Below are 20,999 nucleotides of genomic sequence, written 5' to 3' on the forward strand. Positions count from 1 at the left end.
GCAGGGGCGGCACTGACGCGAGGAACAGAGGAGCAAGGTGGCTGGGGCAAGGCAGGCCGTGAGCGAGGCCCGCAGGATCGTCGTCAAGGTGGGTTCCTCGTCGCTGACCACCGCCGCGGGCGGGCTGGACGCCGACCGGGTGGACGCGCTCGTGGACGTCCTCGCCAAGAGCCGGACCGGGGGAGAGCGGGAGATCGTGCTGGTCTCCTCGGGGGCCATCGCCGCCGGACTGGCCCCGCTGGGTCTGCGCCGCCGCCCCAAGGACCTCGCCCGTCAGCAGGCCGCCGCCAGTGTCGGCCAGGGCCTGCTGGTGGCCCGGTACACCGCCTCCTTCGCCCGGCACGGCGTCCGGGTCGGGCAGGTGCTGCTCACCTCCGACGACATGAGCCGCCGGGCCCACCACCGCAACGCCTCCCGCACGCTCGACAAGCTGCTGGCCATGGGGGCGTTCCCGGTGGTGAACGAGAACGACACCGTCGCCACCGACGAGATCCGCTTCGGGGACAACGACCGTCTCGCCGCCCTCGTCGCCCACCTCGTCCACGCCGACCTCCTGGTCCTGCTGTCCGACGTGGACGGCGTCTACGACGGGGATCCCACCAGGCCCGGCACCTCGCGGATAGCCGAGGTGCGGGGACCCGCCGACCTCGAGGGCATCGAGATCGGCAGCGCCGGCAAGGCGGGGGTGGGCACCGGCGGCATGGTCACCAAGGTGGAGGCCGCCCGCATCGCCGCCGCCGCGGGCATCCCCGTCGTCCTCACCAGCGCGGTCCACGCGGCCGAGGCGCTCGGCGGCGGCGACACGGGCACCTACTTCCACGCCACCGGCAAGCGCTCCACCCACCGGCTGCTGTGGCTGCAGCACGCCTCCGCCCCGCAGGGGTCCCTGACCCTGGACGACGGCGCGGTGCGAGCGGTGGTGGAGCGCCGCACGTCACTGCTGCCCGCCGGGATCGCCGCCGTCGAGGGCGAGTTCAACGCCGGCGACCCGGTCGAGCTGAGGGACGGCAGCGGGCGCGCCGTGGCCCGCGGGCTGGTCAACTTCGACGCCAAGGAGATCCCCCGGCTGATCGGACGGTCGACCCGGGAGCTGGCGCGGGAACTCGGCCCGGAGTACGAACGCGAGGTCGTACACAGGGACGACCTGGTGATCCTGCACTCGTAGAACGGGACGCGACGGCGGACTCCGGTGGGGGACGTTCCGTAAAACGGCCACACGAAGCCCTGCGGCCTGCTCAACTTTGCTGAGGGGCGTGTTTCAGGCGCACGCCCCGGCACGGTCACAGCGAGAAGGAGGCCGTCGTGAGACGAGTGCGCCCAGGTGCGGCGGCGTCCCGCGGTGCTCTGACGAGCGTCGCGGCCGGGGACACCTACGAGGAGCCCGCCGACCTGCCCCGCCTGTGGCACGTCACCCTCAGCGTCTCCGGGCAGGAGGTCCCCCTGGGGGATCTCAGGCGTGCCCTGGAGCAGCTCGCCCACGACCACCCCTTCCTGCTGACCAGCAGATACGCCAACGACCACGCCGAGATCCGCTACTGGGAAGAGGCCCGCGACCTGCACGACGCCGCCGCCGTCGCCCTGCGCCTGTGGGGCGAGCACCGGCAGACGTCGGGTCTGCCGCCCTGGGAGATCGTCGGCCTGGAGGTCATCGACCGCGAGACCTACCACCAGCGCGTCGCCGAGGGCTACGGACCGCCGCCCGCGACCCCCGTGGGAATTCATCCCTTCTAGTCCGTTTCTAGTCCGTTCCTGAATCCGCCCGGGGCCGTCCAGAAGGCGTCTCGGGGCCCGTCTCGGGGTGTGGGATGAACCGTGAACGCGCCGGTTGGCCGCACTACGCTTCCCCCATGACCACGCTCTCGCCGTACGACTCGATGTCCCCGGTCACCCAGGCCGCCTACCGCGCCAAGTCCGCCGCCGCCGACCTCGCGCCGCTGCCGCGCGCCGTGAAGGACGACGCGCTGCTCGCCATCGCGGACGCCCTGGAGGTCCGCACGAGCGAGATCGTCGCGGCCAACGCCAAGGACGTGGCCAAGGCCCGGGAGAACGGCACCAGCGAGGCCATCGTCGACCGGCTCACCCTCACCCCCGAGCGGGTCCGGGCCATCGCCTCCGACGTGCGCGACGTGGCGAAGCTGCCCGACCCGGTCGGTGAGGTGGTCCGTGGCTCGACCCTGCCCAACGGCATCGACCTGCGTCAGGTCCGCGTCCCGCTCGGCGTGGTCGGCATCATCTACGAGGCCCGGCCGAACGTCACCGTCGACGCCGCAGCCCTCTGCCTCAAGTCCGGCAACGCGGCGCTTCTGCGCGGCTCCGCCTCCGCCTACGAGTCGAACACCGCCCTCGTCCGGGTGATCCGGGACGCCGTCGGAGGCGCCGGGCTGCCCGCCGACGCCGTCCAGCTGGTGCCGGGGGAGAACCGGGAGAGCGTGCGCGAGCTGATGCGTGCCCGCGGGCTCGTCGACGTGCTCATCCCGCGCGGCGGCGCCTCCCTGATCCAGACCGTGGTCAACGAGTCCACCGTCCCGGTGATCGAGACCGGTACCGGCAACTGCCACGTCTACGTCGACGCGGCGGCCGACATCGACATGGCGATCGACATCCTGATCAACTCCAAGGCCCAGCGGGTCAGCGTCTGCAACGCCGCCGAGACCCTCCTCGTCCACCAGGACATCGCCCCCGAGTTCCTGCCGCGCGCCCTGGACGCCCTCGCCGAGGCCGGAGTGACCGTGCACGCCGACGAAAGGGTCATGGCGTACGCCAAGGACTCCCGGGCCACCGTGGTCGAGGCCACGCCGGACGACTGGGACACCGAGTACCTCTCGTACGACATCGCCGCCGCCGTCGTCGACTCCCTCGACCGGGCGGTCGCCCACATCCGGCTGTGGAGCTCCGGTCACACCGAGGCCATCGTCACCACCTCCCAGCAGGCCGCCCGCCGCTTCACCCAGCTCGTCGACTCGACCACGGTCGCGGTCAACGCCTCCACCCGCTTCACCGACGGGGGCCAGTTCGGCTTCGGCGCCGAGATCGGCATCTCCACGCAGAAGCTGCACGCGCGCGGCCCGATGGGTCTGCCGGAGCTGACCAGCACCAAGTACATCGTCACCGGCGACGGGCACGTACGGCGCTGACGCCGGCCGGGCACCGCACGGTCCCGCAGGGTCCCGCGGTGTCCTGCAAGATCCGTGAGAGGCGTCTCACCAGGCGGTTGAATTTCTCTACAGTCTGCCCAAATCGACCCCCCGGGACTACTCTGGACCCGTGCCGGAGGACGTGGGGGGCACGCCGTTCTCTGACGGCCGGGAGCCCGACGACGACCACGACCACGGAGTGCCGGACGACGAGTTCGCCTCCGTGGTCTTCGACGAGGCCTTCATACGAGCGGCCGTGGTGCACGAGCCGACCGCCGTGGAACGCCTCCTGGCCGCCGCCCAGGCGAGAGCCGAGGCCTCGGAGGCCGAGGCCCGCCGCGCCCACGCCAGAGGCGAGCGGTACGACGAGCGGTACAGTCCCGACGGCACCGATCTCGCCCGTGATCCGGACCTGGACGGCCTCGACGACCCCGAGTTCCTGAGCGACCGCTGGAGCGCCCCCGGGCCCTACGGCAAGCAGGTCCGCTGGCGTCGGCCCGTCGCCTGGCTGCTCGCCGTCGTGATGGGTGTCGGCATGGTCGCACTGGCCTTCGCCGCGGTCTACCGGGGGACCTCCTCGGGCAGCCGGGACCAGCTTCCGTCGCCCCCTCCGGCCGGCCTCGAACAGGGCACCGCCGCGGCCCCCACCACGTCCGCCGAGTCCCGCCCGCCCGCGGTCTCGGCCATCCCGCGCTCGCCCTGAGCAGCCCCGGGTGCCTTTGGTGAGAACCTGTCAGAACTTGTCGTGTACCAGGGCGTTTACCCGAGGCTCGCGGGACCTACTCTGAAAGTATGGGCGGGCCTGGAGACCCACCAGAGGGGACACCCGAGGGCGGCCCCGTCGGTGGAGAGGACGAGTACCGATCCGTCGTGTTCGACGAGTCGTTCGTCCGTGCTGCCCGACTGCAGGAGTACTCCGCCCAGGAGCGCATGGCGGACCACGCGCCCGCCGTCCGCCGTCGTCCGCCCCTGCACCGGGGACTGTCCCGGCAGGTACTGATCCTGGCCCTGCTGATCGTGGTCGCCTTCGGCACCGCGATCTACATGGGCGTACGCCACCCCTACGGTTCCTCCGAGGCCCGGCGGACCGTCGACCCCCTGCGGATGACGGTCATCCCGCTGGCCCTGCAGGGCAAGGTGCCCGGGACGGCCGACGCCGAGTACCTGTACGCGCACAGCCCCGCCGCCCAGTTCGCGGTCGGCGCCGAGGGCATACCGCTGCCCGCCTCCCGGAGCACCGTGCACTTCTCGGACAGCCAGGTCGTGGCCGCGCTCAGCACCGCCAAGGACTACATCGTCCGCTCCGCGCTCTACCCCGAGGTCCTCGACAGCAGTGAGGTCCAGCCCGCCCGCGCCCTCATCGACCCCGGACAACTCGACCAGTTCGACCAGAGCTTCGAGCATCCCGCCGCCGACGGCCGCCACGCCCCCACCGGATGGCTGGTCCGCTTCGACCCCGCCCGCGCCGAGCTGGCCGACCAGAAGGTACGTGTCCAGGGCAGCCTGCAGGCCGCCGAGACCGACTCCTCCACGCTCGAGGTGACCGCGGACCACACGTTCGTCTACGCGCTCCGGCCGACCGGCGCCGATGCCAAGACCCCGGTGTCCCTGTTCACCGTCCGCCGGGAGCTGACCTTCCGCTTCGACCGCGAGGACCTGCGCACACACCAGGTCCAGCTGGTCGTCTCCTACGTCCAGGCGGGCCCCCTGTCCTGCGCCGAGGACTCCACCAACCACCTGCGCCCCCTCCTGGCGGGCCAGACCGCCAAGGCGGGCGGTCCGGCGGGCACGGACCCCTACGCCACGGGCAGCGCGACCGCCCTGTGCGGAACGCTGGCCGCAGGAGCGCAGCCGAAGGTGTGAGGGGCGAGCGGGCCTGCTGCTCCGCGTCTACTCGGCGTCCGGCGTGTCCTGCGGGGGAGTCTTCGGCGGCGGCGGGCTGGTGAAGCCGTCGAAGCCGCGCCGCACCCGGCCGCCCAGGTCCCCGGCCCCGCCGGCGAGATCGCTGACCAGCTTCATCAGCGGATCCTTGGAGCTCTTCACATGATCGGCGTAGTGCGCCGCCGACTCCCGGAACGAATCGCTGACCGAGGTGTCCTTGTCCTCGCTGCGTCGCGGGTAGTGCCCGTCCATGATCCGCTGGTGGTCCCGCGACTCGGCCCACTTCTTCAGCTCGGCCGCCCGCACGGTGGTGAACGGATGGGAGCGGGGCAGCACATTGAGGATCTTCAGCACGGAGTCGCGCAGATCGCCCCCGGACTCGTACTCCTCGGCCTGCTGCAGGAACGCGTCCACGTTCATCTCGTGCAGATGGTTGCCGCCCGCGATCTTCATCAGGCCGCGCATCGAGGCCCGCAGGTCCTGCCCCACCAGGAGGCCGGCCCGGTCCGCGGACAGTTCCGACTTGCGGAACCACTCCCGCAGCGCCGTCACGATCGCCATGATCGCCAGGTTGCCGAGCGGTATCCAGGCCACCCGCAGCGCGAGGCTCGTCAGGAACAGCAGGATCGTGCGGTACACCGAGTGGCCGGACAGCGCGTGCCCCACCTCATGGCCCACCACCGCCCGCATCTCCTCCTCGTCGAGCAGCTCGACGAGGCCCGTGCTGACGACGATGATCGGCTCGTCCAGGCCGATGCACATCGCGTTCGGCTGCGGGTCCTGGGTGACGTACATCGGCGGGACCTTCTCCAGGTCCAGGATGTAACAGGCGTCCCGCAGCATGTCGTTGAGGTGGGCGAACTGCTGGTCCGAGACGCGCACCGAGTCGGACAGGAACAGCAGCCTCAGGCTCCGCTCCGGAAGCAGCCCGCTGAGCGCCTTGAACACCGTGTCGAAACCGCTCAGCTTCCGCAGGGCCACCAGGGCCGAGCGGTCGGCCGGGTGCTCGTAGGCACGGGAGGAGATCCCCGGGAAACGCCTGCGCTGCCTGCTCGGTACGCTGCCGTCCCCGTGCCCGTTCTGTGCGTGGCCGTCGTCGGACATTCTTCCCCCATGCGCGTCTGATGTGCCCCATGCGCCCCCGAGGCAGGCCCCAGCCTAGGCGGAGATACCGTGGACGGGCAGTACAGCCGAAGGAGTCCGTCATGGAGCACATCCCCGCAGCCGCCTGGCTGACCGAGGCCGCCGACGCCGCCCCCCAGCACGGTACGGGGAGCCTGCTCAAGATCGTACTGGTCGTGATGGTTCTGGGCTGTGCGCTGACCGCCTGGTTCCTGCTGCGCGGGTACAAACGGAAGGACGACTGAGCGGCCCGTGGAGTTCCCCGGCGCCGGCCCCGGCTTGCCGCAACAGCGGAGTCGGCGTGATCGGCCCGGGACCGCCCGCATACGATGAGCCGACATCTTTATCCCGCCCACACCGGATAGGTCCTGCCGAAGATGAGCCTCCACAGCACCGCTGCCCAGTTGGTCACCCTCGCCGCCGAGGGCGGGGAGCACGGCGGAAACCACGAAAGCCTCAGCCCCTACGTCACCGGCGGCAGCGCCCTGTTCATCCTGCTGCTCCTGCTGTGGATCACCACCCGCTTCAACCGCGACCGCTGAGCCGGAGATCCGTCGCCCGGGATCCGGGCGCCCCGGATCCGGCGGCCCGGGCTCTCGGGCCGGGCCGGTAGGGTCTGCACGCATGGGAGAGCAGGACATGCCTACCGGTCCGGCGAACGAGACGTCCGACGACACGGTCAAGGCCCCCGAGTACCGGCCGGGCAACGGCCCCGCGCACACGGGCAAGCGCCGCCTGGGAGTGATGGGCGGGACGTTCGACCCGATCCACCACGGGCACCTCGTGGCGGCCAGCGAGGTCGCCGCGCAGTTCCAGCTGGACGAAGTGGTGTTCGTCCCCACCGGACAGCCGTGGCAGAAGAGTCACCGCAAGGTCTCCCCGGCCGAGGACCGCTACCTGATGACGGTCATCGCGACCGCCGAGAACCCGCAGTTCTCGGTGAGCCGCATCGACATCGACCGCGGCGGTCCCACCTACACCGTCGACACCCTGCGCGACCTGCGCGCGCTCAACCCGGAATCGGACCTGTTCTTCATCACCGGCGCCGACGCCCTCGCCCAGCTCCTGACCTGGCGCGACAGCGAGGAGCTGTTCTCCCTGGCGCACTTCATCGGGGTGACCCGCCCGGGCCACCACCTGACCGACCACGGACTTCCGGAGGGCGGCGTCACGCTCGTCGAGGTTCCCGCGCTCGCCATCTCCTCCACGGACTGCCGCGCGAGAGTCGCCAAGGGCGACCCCATCTGGTACATGGTGCCGGACGGAGTCGTGCGTTACATCGACAAGCGCGAGCTGTACCGCGGCGAGTGAGCCGAGAGGGGCACCGGTGAACGAGCGATACGACCCGGGGTACGGGGGAGACCAGTACGAGCTGGTCGGTTACGACGAGTACGGGCAGCCTGTCTACCGGCAGGTGCCCGCACAGCAGACCCCCCAGCAGGCGTACGACCAGTACGGCCGGCCCGGCTACGGCTACGACCCGTACGCGACCGGAGAGCAGCAGTCCGAGCCGTCGTACGACACCTACGACCACGGCCCGCAGACGCCGGCCACCTCCCACGACTCGTACGACTCGTACGGCTCCTACGACCAGTACGGCACCGGGCCGCGGAACCCGGGCGGTCCCGCACCGGGGTACGACCCCTACGGACAGGCGGCGACCGGCGGACAGGCGGCGGCCGGCGGCCGGCAGCCCCGGGTCGCCGAGCAGACCGCCTACATCCCGCAGCAGACCGGACCGGCCGAGGCCGAGGCCGAGGAGGGGACGACCCCGGCCGCCGAGGAACGGGACTACCGCACCGAGCAGTTCGCCTTCGTCGAGGACCCGGACGCCGAGTCCGAGGACGTCATCGACTGGCTGAAGTTCACGGAGAACCGGACCGAGCGCCGTGAGGAGGCCCGCCGCCGCGCCCGCAGCCGGGTCATCGCCCTCGCCGTGGTGCTCGCACTGGTCGCGGTCGGCGGCGTCGGCTACCTCTGGTACGCCGGAAAACTCCCCGGCCTGTCCTCCTCCGGCGCGAAGTCGGGCACCACCACGGCCGCGGGCGCCCAGAAGCGCGACGTGATAGTCGTCCACCTGCACGACACCGCCAAGGGCGGCACCTCGACGGCGCTGCTCGTGGACAACACCACCACCAAGCAGGGCACCACCGTGCTGCTGCCCAACTCGCTCGCCATGGCCGGTGACGACGGCACCACGACGACGCTGGCCAAGTCGGTCAAGGACGACGGCTCCTCAGGCACCGTCGACCAGCTGAACACCGTCCTCGGTACCAACATCGAGGGCACCTGGCGCCTCGACACCCCTTACCTGGAGAACCTCGTCGAGCTGGTCAGCAACATCGACATCGACACCAACACCGACGTGCCCGACCCGGGCGCCAAGAAGAAGGGCACCGCGCCCCTCGTCCACAAGGGCGAGGACCAGACCCTCAGCGGCAAGATGGCCGTCGCCTACGCCACCTACCGGGCCTCCGGCGAGTCCGAGGACGCCCAGCTGGAGCGGTTCGGCCAGGTCATGCAGGGCGTGCTGCGCAAGATCTCCTCCGACCCCACGGTGGCCACCACCACCGTGCAGACGCTGGCGCAGATCCTGGACCCCTCGCTCAGCGACAAGGACCTCGGCACCTTCCTCGCCAAGCTCGCCGACCTGGCCAAGGGCGGCGACTACAGGACCACGCTCCTGCCGGTCCAGTCCGACGGCACGCTGAGCGCGCAGACCAGCGACAGTGTGGTGAAGAACATCCTCGGCGGCACCGCCAAGAGCCCCGAGGCGGGCTCGGCGGTCCGGGTGTCCGTCCAGAACGCCACCGGCGCCAAGGACAACACCGAGAAGGCCCGCGTGGTGATCGTCAACGGCGGCTTCACCTTCCTGGAGGCCGGCACGGCGTCCGCCACCCGCCCGGCGTCCCAGGTGGTCTACGCCGACGCCGCCGAGAAGGAGAACGCCACCGAGGTCGCCAAGACCCTGGGCCTGCCCTCCGGCTCGGTGAGGAAGGGGACGGTCAGCTCGGGCGCCGACGTCTCGGTGATCCTCGGGCAGGACTACAAACCGTCGTCGTCCTAGGACGTCACCGGCCGGGCCACCCCCACGTGACACGTCAATCACGTGGGGGTACCCCGGCGGCTCATGAGACCCTTGGTGTCAAGTGACCGCCGACGGAAAGCCAAGTAGTGACCGCCACCGACCGTTCTCTCGAGCTCATCAACACCGCCGCCCAGGCGGCCGCAGACAAGCTCGCCCATGACGTCATCGCCTACGACGTCAGCGACGTGCTCTCGATCACGGACGCCTTCCTGCTGGCCTCCGCACCCAACGACCGCCAGGTCAAGTCGATCGTCGACGAGATCGAGGAGCGGCTCCTGAAGGACCTCGGCGCCAAGCCGGTGCGCCGTGAGGGCGACCGCGAAGCCCGCTGGATCCTGCTCGACTACGTCGACATCGTCGTCCACGTCCAGCACAGCGAGGAGCGCGTCTTCTACGCGCTGGAACGCCTGTGGAAGGACTGCCCCGAGATCGAGCTGCCCGCCGACGCCAAGGCCACCCGCGGCAAGGCCGAGGAGCACGCCAAGCTGCAGGCCGCCGCCGAGGACGCCGACGAACCGGGCGGGGAGTGGCGATGAGCGCCACCGGTGAGGTGACCGACCGCAAGGGCCGCGGTCGCCGCATCATCCTGTGGCGGCACGGCCAGACCGCGTGGAACCTGGAGCGCCGCTTCCAGGGCACCACGGACGTGGAGCTGACCGAGACCGGCACCGGACAGGCCCGGCGCGCGGCACGGCTGCTCGCCTCCCTGGGGCCCGACGCGATCATCTCGTCGGACCTCAAGCGGGCCGTGCTCACCGCCGCCGAGCTCGCCGCCCTCACCGGTCTGGAGGTCACCCGCGACGAGGGGCTGCGGGAGACCTACGCGGGCGTCTGGCAGGGGCTGACGCACGAGGAGATCATCGCCCGGTACGGCGAGGAGTACGCGGCGTGGAAGCGCGGCGAGCCGGTCCGCCGAGGCGGCGGCGAACTGGAGACCGAGGTCGCCGACCGCGCCGCCCCCGTCGTGCTGCGGCACGCCGACAAGCTGCCCGAGGACGGCACCCTCGTGGTGGTCAGCCACGGCGGCACCATCCGGACCACCATCGGCCGTCTCCTCGGCCTGGAGGCACACCACTGGGAAGGGCTGGGCGGCCTTTCCAACTGCTGCTGGTCCGTCCTCGGCGAGGGCGTGCGCGGCTGGCGGCTGCTGGAGCACAACGCGGGCACCCTCCCGGAGCCCGTCCTCGGCGACGACGACTAGGGCACGGTCCGGGCGCGCCGGTCCAGTGCAGGCGCGGATTTCACTTTCTGGCAGGTCGCAGGCTAAAGTTCTTCTTGTTCGCCCCGCCGAGCGGGGCCGGACAACAAGGGGCTATAGCTCAGTTGGTAGAGCGCCTGCATGGCATGCAGGAGGTCAGGAGTTCAATTCTCCTTAGCTCCACGGATCGGCACTCTGTTGAGTTGTCAAAGATCGGTGATGAGGATCCCGTCCCCTCAGGGGGCGGGATTTTCTGTTCTTCACCTGCCCTTCGTGCCGACCGCCGTGGTCTTCGGCGCGACGCTCACGGGTGCCCTGGCCGCCGTCCGGCCCGCGGAGGCGACGGTCGCGCAGCTCGGTCGGCCGATCGGCGTGGCGGCGTTCGGCACACTGTTCCCGAACCGGCTTGAGTCACTTGGCGCCCCGGAGGCGTATACCTCCGCGAAGGCGCTTTCAGTGTGCGCGTGGGCGCCGGCCGGCACGGCGGCGGTGGGTGCCGTGTCCGGACTGGTACTGAGGCGTCGCTGACCGTATTGGTCCGGCCGTGGCAGAATCAAACGGCCGGAAGGGGGCGCGGCCCGACGGGAGGGAGTAGCGATGCCTGCGAGCATCCTCGAGGAGGTCGACCACCTCCTCGGTGCGGCGGTGATACGGGACACGGCCACCCGGCTCAGCTGCCCTTCCTGCGGTTCCGGTCACGTGGCGCAGGTCCTCGGCGACAACGGCGGGATCTCCTACGTGTGCACGGCCTGCGGCCACAGCTGGAGCTGATCGATGGGTGCACACAGGCGGAAGTGCGACTGGTGCGGGAGCGGTACGCCCATCGTCCGTGACATGGAGCCGATCAATCCCGACTACCAGTACTGGTGCGAGGAATGCGCGCGGGCGCTGATCATAAAAGGCGACCCGATCGAGACGTACCGCGAACTCGAGGGCGAGCCGATCTACGGCCGGCTCCTCGAGGAGCACTGCACGCTCAAGCGGTTCTATTCGTTCGTCACGGCCTGACCCCCGCCGGGCCTCGGCAACGATGTCCGGCGAGCACCAGGAAGAGCAGACCGGTCCCGCCGTAGAGGGCCGACAGCGCGAACTGAGCGAGCCCCTGGTGCAGTTCGGGCCGCCCCGGCCCGTGCGGCACCCACCACAGGGCGTACGAGCCGAAGACCAGCGCCGTACCCACGGCTCCCGCGCGGTGTCCGCGCGTCCACAGCAGCAGCACGAGGGGCACGCACCACACCCAGTGGTGCGACCACGACACCGGGCTGACCAGCAGCGCGGTCACCGCGCAGCCGACCACCGCCCAAGCCCGCTCGCCGCGCAGTTCCGCCGCGACCGCCACGGTCAGCCCCAGCAGGGCCACCAGTGCCGCCGTGGCGGCCCAGACGGCTCCCGGGTCCGGCGTGTGCAGAAGCCGCGCCAGGACGCCGCGCAGGGCCTGGTTCGCGGTCTCCTCGGCGCGGCCCACCCGGCTGGTGCGGAACACCATGCCGGTCCAGAACCGCCACGAGTCGCCCGGCAGGAGGGCCGCCGCGAGCAGGGTCGCCCCGGCGAACGCGACGGCCGCCCCGCGCGCGTGCCGCAGCCAGGGCCCTGTGCCGTCGCCCCTGAACCGTGCCACGGCGCCCGTTGCCAGCAGGAACACCGCGAACAGCGCGGGCGTCAGCTTCACCGCCGTGGCCAGTCCCACACCCGCTCCCGCCCAGCGGGCCCCCGGGGGGCGGGAGAGGTCCCACAGCACCAGGACGGCGATCAGCAGGTTGATCTGTCCGTAGCGCATGGTCGTCCACACCGGCTCGCACCACACGGCCACGGCCGCGATCCACCAGGCGGCCTCCTCGCGCGCGTGGCCCACGAGTCGCAGCGACAGCCGCGCGAACACCACCAGCAGCGCGAGGTTCCCGGCCCTCGCCAGGGTGCGCAGCAGGCCGGTGTCCAGCAGCGTCAGCGGTGTGAACAGCAGGGCCGCGAACGGCGGGTAGGTGGTGGGCAGGCGCGCGGCGGTGGTCCGCAGCGCGTACAGGTCGCCGCCCGCGCGGACGGTCGCGGCTTCCGCCCGGTACACCTTCAGGTCGATCATCGACACGTGCGCGGCCCGCTGCGCGATCCAGAACGCGACGAAGGAGACCAGGCATGCTCCGAGGGCTGTGGTCGTACGGCGGTGGGCTGCGGGGGGCGCGATCACGGGCACGAAAGGCGACATTAGCGCCCATACAGGTCCGGAACGGAAACGATTTGGTACTGCACCCCTACGACCGTGTAATGTTGGCGTCGCCGCCAGGGAAACCGGGCGACACGGTCAACATGCGGCCCGGCCGCGTGAGGACAAGGGGCTATAGCTCAGTTGGTAGAGCGCCTGCATGGCATGCAGGAGGTCAGGAGTTCAATTCTCCTTAGCTCCACAGAAGTAGAAGGCGGATCACTCGATCGAGTGGTCCGCCTTTCGCGTGTTCCGGGTTCGGCCGATTTCGGCAGACGTATGGCAAACGGCGGGTCACCCGTGAATTCGGGTGACCCGCCGTAGGTGCCGGCCCGCCGTTCGTGCCTGCCGGTCTGCCGTGTGTGCCGTCTGCCGTATGTGCGCTCAGCGGCCCAGGGCGCGGCGTCCCCGGCCCTGGGAGAGCACCGGGAGGTTGCGGCCCGGGGCCCGGTCCCGAGAGGCCTCCTCCTCGATGCGCAGGGCGAGTGCCGGGCAGCGGCGCACCGCGCGCAGGGCCTTGGCCTCGGCGTAGCGCGGCACCTTCGCCTGCGCCACCGTCGGGAAACCGTCCGCGCCGAGTTCGAAGACCTCCGGAAGGATGTCCGCGCACAGCCCGTGGCCCCGGCACAGCGTCCAGTCGACGTAGATCTTCTGACGGCTGTTGCCGTTGTCGATCTCCGCCGGTTCGCCGCCGCCCGGGATGCCCGTAGGCATCTTGCCGTCCTCGAAGAGCGGCAGAACGCCCTCCACGGGCCGTCCACAGCCGTTTCCGAGGACGTGCGCCGCCAGGTCGTCGGTGAACGCCTTGACCGTCGACTCCAGGAACATCGCCGAGCCGTCCGGGTGCGAGCACGCGCCGCGCCGCTTGACGTTCTTGGCGACCTGCTTGAGCGCCTCCAGGGCGGCCGGCCCGCCGCCGTTGAGGATGTCCTCCATGCCGCGCGCGGCGGCCGGCAGACCGAGGTAGCAGGGACCGCACTGCCCCGCGCTCTCCTCCGCCAGCCACTGCGCCACCCGCAGCGACTCGCCCAGCGGGCAGGTGTCCTGACTGATCGGCAGGATCGCACCGGCGCCCAGCGCACCGCCCACCGCGTCCAGGGAGTTGCGGGAGACGATCGCCTCGTTGACGGTCGCCGCGTCGATCCACTTGCCGTGGTAACCACCGGTCAGCACGCCCTGCGGCACCGGCGGGGCGCCGGCCAGCTGCAGGACGTAGCGCAGCGGCACACCGGTGGGGACCTCGATCACCATGGGGCGGGCGACCGCCCCGGAGACCGTGAGCATGACGGTGCCCGGCTCGTCGTACAGGCCGGTGTTGCCGTAGCGCTCCGGGCCGATACGGGCGGCGATGGCCAGCTGGGCGAACGTCTCGGCGTTCGACAACAGGGTGGGGGCGCCGCCCACGCCGTTCTGCGAGGCGCTGGTCTTGCGGCCGGGCGGGATCGCCGGACCGCCGTCGATCGAGCGGATCAGCGACGCGGCGGCGCCGGTGACCATGCGGATCGGGTTGCGCTGGACGAACGCCTTGAGCGCCGAGCGGCGGCCGGTGCCCAGGCCGCGCTCGTTGAGCGCGGCCTCCATGGAGCGCTGCGTGGACTCACGGGTGACACCGATCACGAGGGTGCGGGCACCCAGCGCCTCCGCGCACAGCAGGGCGCCGTCCAGGATCAGGTGCGGGGCACGGTTGATGAGGACCGTGTCCTTGCGGCAGGCCGGTTCGTCCTCGCTGCCGTTGACGACGACGACCGGGCGGACACCGCGCTTGATCGCCGACTCGGCGACCGAGCGCAGCTTCTTGTGGAAGGGGAAGCCCGCGCCGCCGCGCCCCTTGAGGCTGATGGCCTCGGCGAGCTGCGCGAGCTGCTCGCCGCCCAACGGTTCGAGCGGCCCATGCACCTTCAGGTGCATGGGCAGGTCGAGTCTTTCTACAAGGTCAAAGCCAGACGTGAGCTGCGGAAGTCCGACCACGCGGACCTCTGGGACGTCGGGCAGGGCCTCGTTCACCTATAGCCTCCGGAAGGCGTGTTCCAAGGTTCGCCCGATCCCGGTGAGTCGAAGGACGCACCGGGCGACGGCTGGTTGGCGGGACCATTGTTGTACGCGTCGCCTGAGTTGTACGTGGCGTAGGCGGTGTTCGTCTCACCGGTGTTGTACGCATCACGTCCGCCGTACCCGCCGCCGCCCGGATTGTTGTAGACCGGGGTGGTGTATCCGGTGTCGGCCAGCGGGTCGTAGGCCGACGGCGGGGCCTCGCCGACCGGCGGCGGGGACGGGATCGGCCAGCTGCCCGAGGTGCTGGACGGGCCGTCCACCCGCGGGAAAGCCTCCGTGGCCTGCATGTCCATCGGCATGTCGATGCGCGCGGTCTGGCCGGCCGCGAAGCCCTGCTGGGCCTGTCCGGGAGGCGTGACGGCGCGGTAGGCGGCCGCGAAGCCGGACCCGGCGGGCTCCGGGGCCTCGTACCTGGGGGCCGAGGGCGCCGCCGCGCGCGGGAAGGAGCCGGTGTCGCCGAACGCTCCCGGCTTGTCGTAGCCCGGCAGCGAGGAACCGCCGGCCCCGAAGGAGGTCCCCTCCGCCACCCTGGCGCGGCTGGCGTCCAGGTCGTCGAGTTCCTGCCGCTCCCCGCCGCCCAGGATGGCCATGAGCTGGGCGGAGACCTTGCGCTTGAAGGACCGGGGGGCGGAGCGCAGGGCGAGGGCCGCGATGATGGCGACCAGGCACGCCTCGTAGGACCACATGAAGAACGGCTTCGCGAAGCGGCCCGAGAACAGGCCGTGGATCAGTGCCGCGCACAGGGCCGGGTAGGCCAGCATGTGCATCGCGCGCCAGCGGGCCGCGACCGGCGCCGGGCTGGCGAACTGGTTGCGCAGCGCGCCCGTGATGCCCACGAAGATCATGAGCAGACCGGCCAGCGAGCCGAGACCGATCAGTCCCGAGCTGCCCCTGACGCCGAGGCTGAAGGGGATCAGCGCGGCGATCAGGACGGTGTGGGACAGCGCCAGCTTGATGGTCACGTGCACCAGGAGGAACGCGATCGAGGCGATGGCGAGCACCCGGTGGATGGCCTGGGAGACGATCCGCTGGCGTGTGTTCAGGAAGATCCGGTCCTGGGTCACCAGGCCCCAGATCACCGAGCTGGTGAGGCTGACGAGCGAAAGGACGCCCGCGCCGAAGTTCAGGAAGTCCTGGAGCCACTGGCCTCCGTACAGCACCACCACGGGTATGAGCAGCAGGACGACAGCGGTCGCCACCCCGTACGCCGACCGGCCGGGTTTGGGGAGCGAGCTGTTGATAGGACGAGGGTTCATGGGGGCAACTCCGAGCGGTTCGGGAAAGCGGTCCCGCTGCCGAACTCTAAATGGCGCCATACCGATCAGTACGAGGTTTGAGTTATTGCGTTGTTATCCAAAGGACGATCCCATCTGTTGCGATGTCCCTTAGAGGGTGTTACGCGAAGTAACCGCGATCCTTGGTCGAGTGGCTGACGTGGTCAGTAGGGACATACGTAAGAGCGTCGCGGCTTGCTCAAGGCCTGCGGTACCCTAACGCCATGCGTGCCGTACGCCTTCTGCTTAGCGGGCCGCGCTGATCAGTCCCGACCGCCGGTGGGAGCCGGGGTCGGCATCGGCGCGGCGTCCCCTCCTGTGCGAGGGGATTTTTCATTTTCTTGAATGTCGCAGCCGCAGGCAGAGACGACCGATGGAGCTTTGAGGATCATGAGCGAGACGAACCCCGCTGCCGCCACTGCCGTGTCGGCGGAGGCAGCGCCGCACCGCTACACGGCCGCTCTGGCGGCCGAGATCGAGGCACGCTGGCAGGACTTCTGGGACGCCGAGGGCACCTACGCGGCGCCGAACCCCAAGGGTGACCTGGCCGGCGACCCGGAGCTGACCGCCCGGCCCAAGAAGTTCATCATGGACATGTTCCCGTACCCCTCCGGTGCGGGCCTGCACGTCGGCCACCCCCTGGGGTACATCGCCACCGACGTGTACGCCCGGTTCCAGCGGATGACCGGCCACAACGTCCTGCACACCCTGGGCTTCGACGCCTTCGGCCTGCCCGCCGAGCAGTACGCCGTGCAGACGGGCACGCACCCGCGCGTGTCCACCGAGGCCAACATCGAGAACATGAAGTCCCAGCTGCGCCGGCTGGGCCTGGGCCACGACAAGCGCCGGTCGTTCGCCACGATCGACCCGGACTACTACAAGTGGACCCAGTGGATCTTCCTGCAGATCTTCAACTCCTGGTACGACGACGAGGCCCGCAGGGCCCGCCCGATCTCCGAGCTGGTCGCGCAGTTCGAATCCGGTGAGCGCGCGGTGCCCGGCGGCCGGTCCTGGAACGGGCTGAGCGCCGCCGAGCGCGCCGACGTCCTGGGCGAGTACCGCCTGGCCTACGCCTCCGACGCGCCCGTCAACTGGTGCCCCGGCCTGGGCACCGTGCTGGCCAACGAGGAGGTCACCGCCGACGGCCGCTCCGAGCGCGGCAACTTCCCGGTCTTCAAGGCCAAGCTGCGCCAGTGGAACATGCGGATCACCGCCTACGCCGACCGGCTGCTGGAGGACCTGGAGGCGCTGGACTGGCCCGAGGCCATCAAGCTGCAGCAGCGCAACTGGATCGGCCGCTCCGAAGGCGCCCGCGTCGACTTCCCCGTGGACGGCGAGCACATCACGGTCTTCACCACCCGCCCGGACACCCTGTTCGGGGCGACCTACATGGTGCTGGCGCCCGAGCACCCGCTGGTCGAGAAGTTCACCCCGCAGGCCTGGCCGGAGGGCACCCACGAGGTGTGGACCGGCGGTCACGCGAGCCCGACCGAGGCCGTCGCCGCCTACCGCGCGCAGGCCGCCTCGAAGTCCGACGTCGAGCGGCAGGCCGAGGCCAAGGACAAGACCGGTGTCTTCATCGGCGCGTACGCGACCAACCCGGTCAACGGCGAACGGGTCCCCGTCTTCATCGCCGACTACGTCCTGATGGGTTACGGCACCGGCGCGATCATGGCCGTGCCGGCCGGTGACCAGCGCGACTTCGAGTTCGCGCGCGCCTTCGAGCTGCCGATCCACTGCATCGTCGAGCCGACCGACGGCCGTGGCACCGACACCGCGACGTGGGAGAACGCCTTCGCCTCGTACGACGCGAAGATCATCAACTCCGCCAACGACGAGATCTCCCTGGACGGCCTGGGCGTCGCCGAGGCCAAGGCCCGCGTCACCGCATGGCTGGAGAGCAAGGGCATCGGCGAGGGCACCGTCAACTTCCGCCTGCGCGACTGGCTGTTCAGCCGCCAGCGCTACTGGGGCGAGCCCTTCCCGATCGTCTACGACGAGGACGGGATCGCCCACGCCCTGCCCGAGTCGATGCTGCCGCTGGAACTGCCGGAGGTCGAGGACTACTCGCCGCGCACCTTCGACCCGGACGACGCCGACACCCAGCCCGAGACGCCGCTGTCCCGCAACGAGGAGTGGGTCAACGTCACCCTGGACCTGGGGGACGGGCCGAAGAAGTACCGCCGTGAGACCAACACCATGCCCAACTGGGCAGGTTCCTGCTGGTACGAGTTCCGCTACCTGGACCCGCACAACAGTGAGAAGCTGGTCGACCCGGAGATCGAGCGGTACTGGATGGGCCCCCGCGAGGGCCTGCCGCACGGCGGTGTCGACCTGTACGTCGGCGGTGCCGAGCACGCGGTGCTGCACCTGCTGTACGCGCGCTTCTGGTCCAAGGTCCTGTACGACCTGGGGCACGTCTCCTCCGCCGAGCCGTTCCACAAGCTGTTCAACCAGGGCATGATCCAGGCCTTCGTCTACCGCGACAGCCGGGGCATCGCCGTGCCCGCCGCCGAGGTGGAGGAGCGCGACGGCGCGTACTACTACCAGGGCGAGAAGGTCACCCGCCTGCTGGGCAAGATGGGCAAGTCCCTGAAGAACGCGGTGACCCCCGACGAGATCGCCGCCGAGTACGGCGCCGACACCCTGCGTCTGTACGAGATGGCGATGGGCCCCCTGGACGTCTCCCGGCCGTGGGACACGCGCGCGGTGGTGGGCCAGTTCCGGCTGCTGCAGCGGCTGTGGCGCAACATCGTCGACGAGGCGACCGGCGAGGTCACCGTCACCGACGCGGAGCCCGACGAGGAGACGCTGCGCGCCCTGCACAAGGCGATCGACGGCGTCCGCCAGGACCTGGAGGGCCTGCGGTTCAACACCGCCATCGCCAAGGTCACCGAGCTGAACAACCACCTGACCAAGGCGGGCGCGGCCGTGCCCCGCGCGGTCGCGGAACCGCTGGTGCTGATGGTCGCGCCGCTGGCCCCGCACATCGCCGAGGAACTGTGGCGCAGGCTGGGCCACGCCGACTCGGTCGTCCACCGGGACTTCCCGGTCGCCGACCCCGACTACGTCGTGGACGAGACCGTGACCTGCGTCGTGCAGATCAAGGGCAAGGTCAAGGCACGTCTGGAGGTGTCGCCGTCCATCTCCGAGGAGGAGCTGGAGAAGGCGGCGCTGGCCGACGAGAAGGTCGTCGCCGCGCTGGACGGCGCCGGGATCCGCAAGGTGATCGTGCGGGCGCCGAAGCTGGTGAACATCGTTCCGGCGTAACGCTCGGGGTAGTCCCCTACGGGCAGGTTCGGGGTTTCTCTGGAACCCGGGGCCTGCCCGTACCGTTTACCGTGGAGAGCAGCGCGGTGCTTGCCGCGCGATGCCGGAGGAGGAGCCGTGGAAGCAGTCGTCGCAGTCTTCGCCCTGCTCTTCCTGCTGTTCGTCGTCCTCGGCGCGTACGCCACGGTCAAGGTGATCGGTGCGGCCAAGCGCGGTGTCGACCGCACGATCACCCAGGCCCGCCGCACCGTCGAGGACCACACCCTGCGCGCCAAGTCCTTCGCGCAGCCCGGCCCGGCCGGTGAGATCGCGCAGCTCCGGCTCGGCCTGCGCACCTCGATGCGCGCCACCCAGGACGCGTTGCAGGCCGGTGCCGTGGAGGACGAGTCGCTGAAGGAGTCCCTCGGCCTCTTCGAGCGGCTCAGTGTGCACGGGCACGAACTGGACGACGAACTCAGGCGCCTGGAGTCGGAGCCGGACCGTGCCACGCTCGCCGAGCGCCTGCCCGAACTGCGCAGCCGCACCGAGCGGATCACCCGGTCCGCCGACTCCCTGCGCTGGGCCGCCCGGGACCGGGCGCACCGCTTCGCCGAGGACGACCTCGACACGCTGAGCGCCCAGATCGACGTCGAGACCGGAGCGCTGCGGCACTGGACGCGTGCGCAGTCCCCGACCATGCCGCCGCCGTGGCCCGACGCCCCGGCCGACGAGGACCGGACCGCACAGCAGACCTGGCCGGAGCCCCCTCGGCCCGGCACCGCCGAGGAGCCGGCCCGGCCGTCGCTCACCCCGCCCGGCCGGCGCCAGACGTACGCCTGGCAGAAGAAGACCCGCCCGGAGAGCACCACTTGATCCGGCGGACGGCGGCCCGGGTCGCCGGGGCCGGTCTGCCGCACGGACGCTACGACAGGTAACCTCCAGGTCATGTCCTGCCATGTCGCTATCGTCACCGATTCAACGGCCTACCTGCCGCAGCGGACGATGGAGCGCCACGGCATCACCGCGGTACCCCTGACCGTGGTCCTCGGCGACCAGGCGCTCGAAGAGGGCACCGACATCTCCACCCGTTCCCTGGCCCAGGCCCTGCAGAAGCGGCGCGCCGTCACCACCTCGCGTCCCAGCCCCCAGGTGTTCGCGGAGACCTACCGCAAGGTCGCCGAGTCCGGCGCCACCGGTATCGTCTCCCTCCATCTCTCCGCCGAGCTGTCGGGTACGTACGACGCCGCCGTCGTCGCTGCGCGCGAGGCGCAGGTGCCGGTGCGGGTGGTGGACACGGGGATGGTCGCGATGGCCCTCGGCTTCTGCGCTCTCGCCGCGGCCGAGGCGGCGGAGGCCGGCGGCACCGTGGACGAGGCCGTCACCGCGGCGGAGAAACGGGCCGAGGGCACCGCCGCCTACTTCTACGTCGACACGCTCGACTATCTGCGCAGGGGCGGTCGTATCGGTGCCGCGCAGGCACTGCTGGGCTCCGCGCTCGCGGTCAAACCGCTGCTGCAGCTGGACGACGGACGCATCGAACTCCTGGAGAAGGTCCGGACGGCGTCGAAGGCGATCGCCCGCCTCGAGGAGATCGCGGCGGAACGGGCGGGCAGTGCCGAGGTGGACATCGCCGTCCACCACCTCGCCGCCCCCGACCGTGCCTCGGCTCTCGCGGAACGGCTCCGGGCACGTGTGCCGGGGCTGGCCGATCTGCATGTGAGCGAGGTCGGCGCGGTGATCGGGGCGCACACCGGACCCGGGCTGCTGGGGGCCGTGGTCTCCCCGCGATGACGTCCCGTCAGCT

The 20,999-nt window shown here is 70.8% G+C and carries 20 protein-coding genes, 2 tRNA genes and 1 pseudogene; 19 read left to right on the top strand and 4 right to left on the bottom strand.

The features are described from left to right. Positions 1-58: 58 nt before the first annotated feature. The 5 genes from proB to ACFY0F_RS01455 all read left to right on the top strand — a co-directional run bounded on the left by proB (position 59) and on the right by ACFY0F_RS01455 (position 4,997). A complete protein-coding gene (proB, locus tag ACFY0F_RS01435) occupies positions 59-1,165 on the top strand; it encodes a glutamate 5-kinase (RefSeq protein ID WP_388789135.1) in 1,107 nt (368 codons plus the stop codon). Positions 1,166-1,302: 137 nt separating this feature from the next. After that, positions 1,303-1,731 carry a hypothetical protein gene (locus ACFY0F_RS01440; RefSeq protein WP_388787160.1) on the top strand — a complete coding sequence of 143 codons (429 nt, stop codon included), beginning with the start codon at positions 1,303-1,305 and terminating at the stop codon, positions 1,729-1,731. A gap of 116 nt (positions 1,732-1,847) precedes the next feature. Continuing rightward, entirely contained in the window at positions 1,848-3,134 is a 1,287-nt protein-coding gene (locus tag ACFY0F_RS01445) for a glutamate-5-semialdehyde dehydrogenase (RefSeq protein ID WP_388787163.1), read from the top strand. Positions 3,135-3,264: 130 nt separating this feature from the next. Continuing rightward, entirely contained in the window at positions 3,265-3,837 is a 573-nt protein-coding gene (locus ACFY0F_RS01450) for a hypothetical protein (RefSeq protein ID WP_388787166.1), read from the top strand. A gap of 89 nt (positions 3,838-3,926) precedes the next feature. Then, entirely contained in the window at positions 3,927-4,997 is a 1,071-nt protein-coding gene (locus tag ACFY0F_RS01455) for a hypothetical protein (RefSeq protein ID WP_388787168.1), read from the top strand. Positions 4,998-5,024: 27 nt separating this feature from the next. Here ACFY0F_RS01455 and ACFY0F_RS01460 read toward each other — a convergent pair whose 3' ends face one another. Further along, positions 5,025-6,119 (bottom strand): M48 family metallopeptidase, encoded by a 1,095-nt coding sequence (locus ACFY0F_RS01460; RefSeq protein WP_388787171.1) that lies wholly within the window; start codon positions 6,117-6,119, stop codon positions 5,025-5,027. Between the two features lie 101 nt (positions 6,120-6,220). On the opposite strand from ACFY0F_RS01460, the gene ACFY0F_RS01465 reads away from it, so the two are divergent. The 10 genes and pseudogenes from ACFY0F_RS01465 (at position 6,221) to ACFY0F_RS01510 (ending at position 11,431) form a co-directional block, all read left to right on the top strand. Further along, entirely contained in the window at positions 6,221-6,382 is a 162-nt protein-coding gene (locus ACFY0F_RS01465; RefSeq protein ID WP_388787174.1) for a hypothetical protein, read from the top strand. A gap of 132 nt (positions 6,383-6,514) precedes the next feature. Then, on the top strand, positions 6,515-6,679 hold the full coding sequence (locus ACFY0F_RS01470) for a hypothetical protein (RefSeq protein WP_388787177.1): 165 nt from the start codon (positions 6,515-6,517) through the stop codon (positions 6,677-6,679). Between the two features lie 82 nt (positions 6,680-6,761). Continuing rightward, a complete protein-coding gene (gene nadD / locus ACFY0F_RS01475) occupies positions 6,762-7,448 on the top strand; it encodes a nicotinate-nucleotide adenylyltransferase (protein ID WP_388787179.1) in 687 nt (228 codons plus the stop codon). A gap of 16 nt (positions 7,449-7,464) precedes the next feature. After that, the gene (locus tag ACFY0F_RS01480; protein ID WP_388787182.1) at positions 7,465-9,204 is read left to right on the top strand and encodes an LCP family protein; all 1,740 of its coding nucleotides are present in this window, start codon (positions 7,465-7,467) and stop codon (positions 9,202-9,204) included. Positions 9,205-9,311: 107 nt separating this feature from the next. After that, positions 9,312-9,761, top strand: coding sequence for a ribosome silencing factor (gene rsfS, locus ACFY0F_RS01485; RefSeq protein ID WP_388787185.1), 450 nt, complete (start codon positions 9,312-9,314; stop codon positions 9,759-9,761). Next, a complete protein-coding gene (locus ACFY0F_RS01490; RefSeq protein ID WP_388787187.1) occupies positions 9,758-10,426 on the top strand; it encodes a histidine phosphatase family protein in 669 nt (222 codons plus the stop codon). The genes rsfS and ACFY0F_RS01490 overlap by 4 nt, the downstream gene beginning before the upstream one ends. Before the next feature lie 107 nt (positions 10,427-10,533). Beyond that, positions 10,534-10,606: transfer RNA gene (locus tag ACFY0F_RS01495), tRNA-Ala, on the top strand. 57 nt (positions 10,607-10,663) lie between these two features. Next, positions 10,664-10,951 (top strand): annotated as a pseudogene (locus ACFY0F_RS01500) (MFS transporter); the annotation flags it as partial. A 69-nt stretch (positions 10,952-11,020) separates the two neighbouring features. Continuing rightward, the gene (locus ACFY0F_RS01505; RefSeq protein WP_388787189.1) at positions 11,021-11,194 is read left to right on the top strand and encodes a hypothetical protein; all 174 of its coding nucleotides are present in this window, start codon (positions 11,021-11,023) and stop codon (positions 11,192-11,194) included. Positions 11,195-11,197: 3 nt separating this feature from the next. Then, positions 11,198-11,431: a hypothetical protein gene (locus tag ACFY0F_RS01510; RefSeq protein WP_006136074.1), complete on the top strand. Its 234-nt coding sequence runs from the start codon at positions 11,198-11,200 to the stop codon at positions 11,429-11,431. On the opposite strand, the gene ACFY0F_RS01515 is transcribed toward ACFY0F_RS01510, so the two are convergent. After that, a complete protein-coding gene (locus ACFY0F_RS01515; RefSeq protein WP_388787192.1) occupies positions 11,421-12,611 on the bottom strand; it encodes a glycosyltransferase 87 family protein in 1,191 nt (396 codons plus the stop codon). The two genes, ACFY0F_RS01510 and ACFY0F_RS01515, sit on opposite strands and share 11 nt — an antisense overlap. Positions 12,612-12,749: 138 nt before the next feature. On the opposite strand from ACFY0F_RS01515, the gene ACFY0F_RS01520 reads away from it, so the two are divergent. Next, a tRNA-Ala gene (locus tag ACFY0F_RS01520) sits at positions 12,750-12,822 on the top strand. Positions 12,823-13,004: 182 nt separating this feature from the next. Here the strand turns inward: ACFY0F_RS01520 and ACFY0F_RS01525 are convergent. Both ACFY0F_RS01525 and ACFY0F_RS01530 read right to left on the bottom strand, forming a co-directional pair. After that, positions 13,005-14,624, bottom strand: a complete 1,620-nt coding sequence (locus ACFY0F_RS01525; protein WP_388787195.1) for an NADH-ubiquinone oxidoreductase-F iron-sulfur binding region domain-containing protein — start codon at positions 14,622-14,624, stop codon at positions 13,005-13,007. Continuing rightward, positions 14,621-15,928, bottom strand: a complete 1,308-nt coding sequence (locus ACFY0F_RS01530) for a cytochrome b/b6 domain-containing protein (RefSeq protein ID WP_388787198.1) — start codon at positions 15,926-15,928, stop codon at positions 14,621-14,623. The genes ACFY0F_RS01525 and ACFY0F_RS01530 overlap by 4 nt, the downstream gene beginning before the upstream one ends. A gap of 408 nt (positions 15,929-16,336) precedes the next feature. On the opposite strand from ACFY0F_RS01530, the gene leuS reads away from it, so the two are divergent. From leuS to ACFY0F_RS01545, 3 genes are all read left to right on the top strand, one after another. After that, positions 16,337-19,216, top strand: coding sequence for a leucine--tRNA ligase (gene leuS / locus ACFY0F_RS01535; RefSeq protein WP_388787201.1), 2,880 nt, complete (start codon positions 16,337-16,339; stop codon positions 19,214-19,216). A 117-nt stretch (positions 19,217-19,333) separates the two neighbouring features. Beyond that, positions 19,334-20,068 carry a hypothetical protein gene (locus ACFY0F_RS01540; RefSeq protein WP_388787204.1) on the top strand — a complete coding sequence of 245 codons (735 nt, stop codon included), beginning with the start codon at positions 19,334-19,336 and terminating at the stop codon, positions 20,066-20,068. Positions 20,069-20,140: 72 nt separating this feature from the next. Further along, positions 20,141-20,986, top strand: a complete 846-nt coding sequence (locus ACFY0F_RS01545) for a DegV family protein (RefSeq protein ID WP_388787207.1) — start codon at positions 20,141-20,143, stop codon at positions 20,984-20,986. Positions 20,987-20,999: the final 13 nt, after the last annotated feature.

The organism is Streptomyces sp. NPDC001544 (genome assembly GCF_042894285.1).
Lineage (GTDB): Bacteria > Actinomycetota > Actinomycetes > Streptomycetales > Streptomycetaceae > Streptomyces.

Excerpts from the sequence above, each read along its gene's own strand:
- ACFY0F_RS01445 (WP_388787163.1), top strand. The coding sequence starts at position 1,848 with ATGACCACGCTCTCGCCGTACGACTCGATGTCCCCGGTCACCCAGGCC.
- ACFY0F_RS01455 (WP_388787168.1), top strand. The coding sequence starts at position 3,927 with ATGGGCGGGCCTGGAGACCCACCAGAGGGGACACCCGAGGGCGGCCCC.
- ACFY0F_RS01460 (WP_388787171.1), bottom strand. The coding sequence starts at position 6,119 with ATGTCCGACGACGGCCACGCACAGAACGGGCACGGGGACGGCAGCGTA.
- ACFY0F_RS01465 (WP_388787174.1), top strand. The coding sequence starts at position 6,221 with ATGGAGCACATCCCCGCAGCCGCCTGGCTGACCGAGGCCGCCGACGCC.
- ACFY0F_RS01470 (WP_388787177.1), top strand. The coding sequence starts at position 6,515 with ATGAGCCTCCACAGCACCGCTGCCCAGTTGGTCACCCTCGCCGCCGAG.
- nadD (WP_388787179.1), top strand. The coding sequence starts at position 6,762 with ATGGGAGAGCAGGACATGCCTACCGGTCCGGCGAACGAGACGTCCGAC.
- ACFY0F_RS01490 (WP_388787187.1), top strand. The coding sequence starts at position 9,758 with ATGAGCGCCACCGGTGAGGTGACCGACCGCAAGGGCCGCGGTCGCCGC.
- ACFY0F_RS01505 (WP_388787189.1), top strand. The coding sequence starts at position 11,021 with ATGCCTGCGAGCATCCTCGAGGAGGTCGACCACCTCCTCGGTGCGGCG.
- ACFY0F_RS01510 (WP_006136074.1), top strand. The coding sequence starts at position 11,198 with ATGGGTGCACACAGGCGGAAGTGCGACTGGTGCGGGAGCGGTACGCCC.
- ACFY0F_RS01530 (WP_388787198.1), bottom strand. The coding sequence starts at position 15,928 with ATGAACCCTCGTCCTATCAACAGCTCGCTCCCCAAACCCGGCCGGTCG.
- leuS (WP_388787201.1), top strand. The coding sequence starts at position 16,337 with ATGAGCGAGACGAACCCCGCTGCCGCCACTGCCGTGTCGGCGGAGGCA.
- ACFY0F_RS01545 (WP_388787207.1), top strand. The coding sequence starts at position 20,141 with ATGTCCTGCCATGTCGCTATCGTCACCGATTCAACGGCCTACCTGCCG.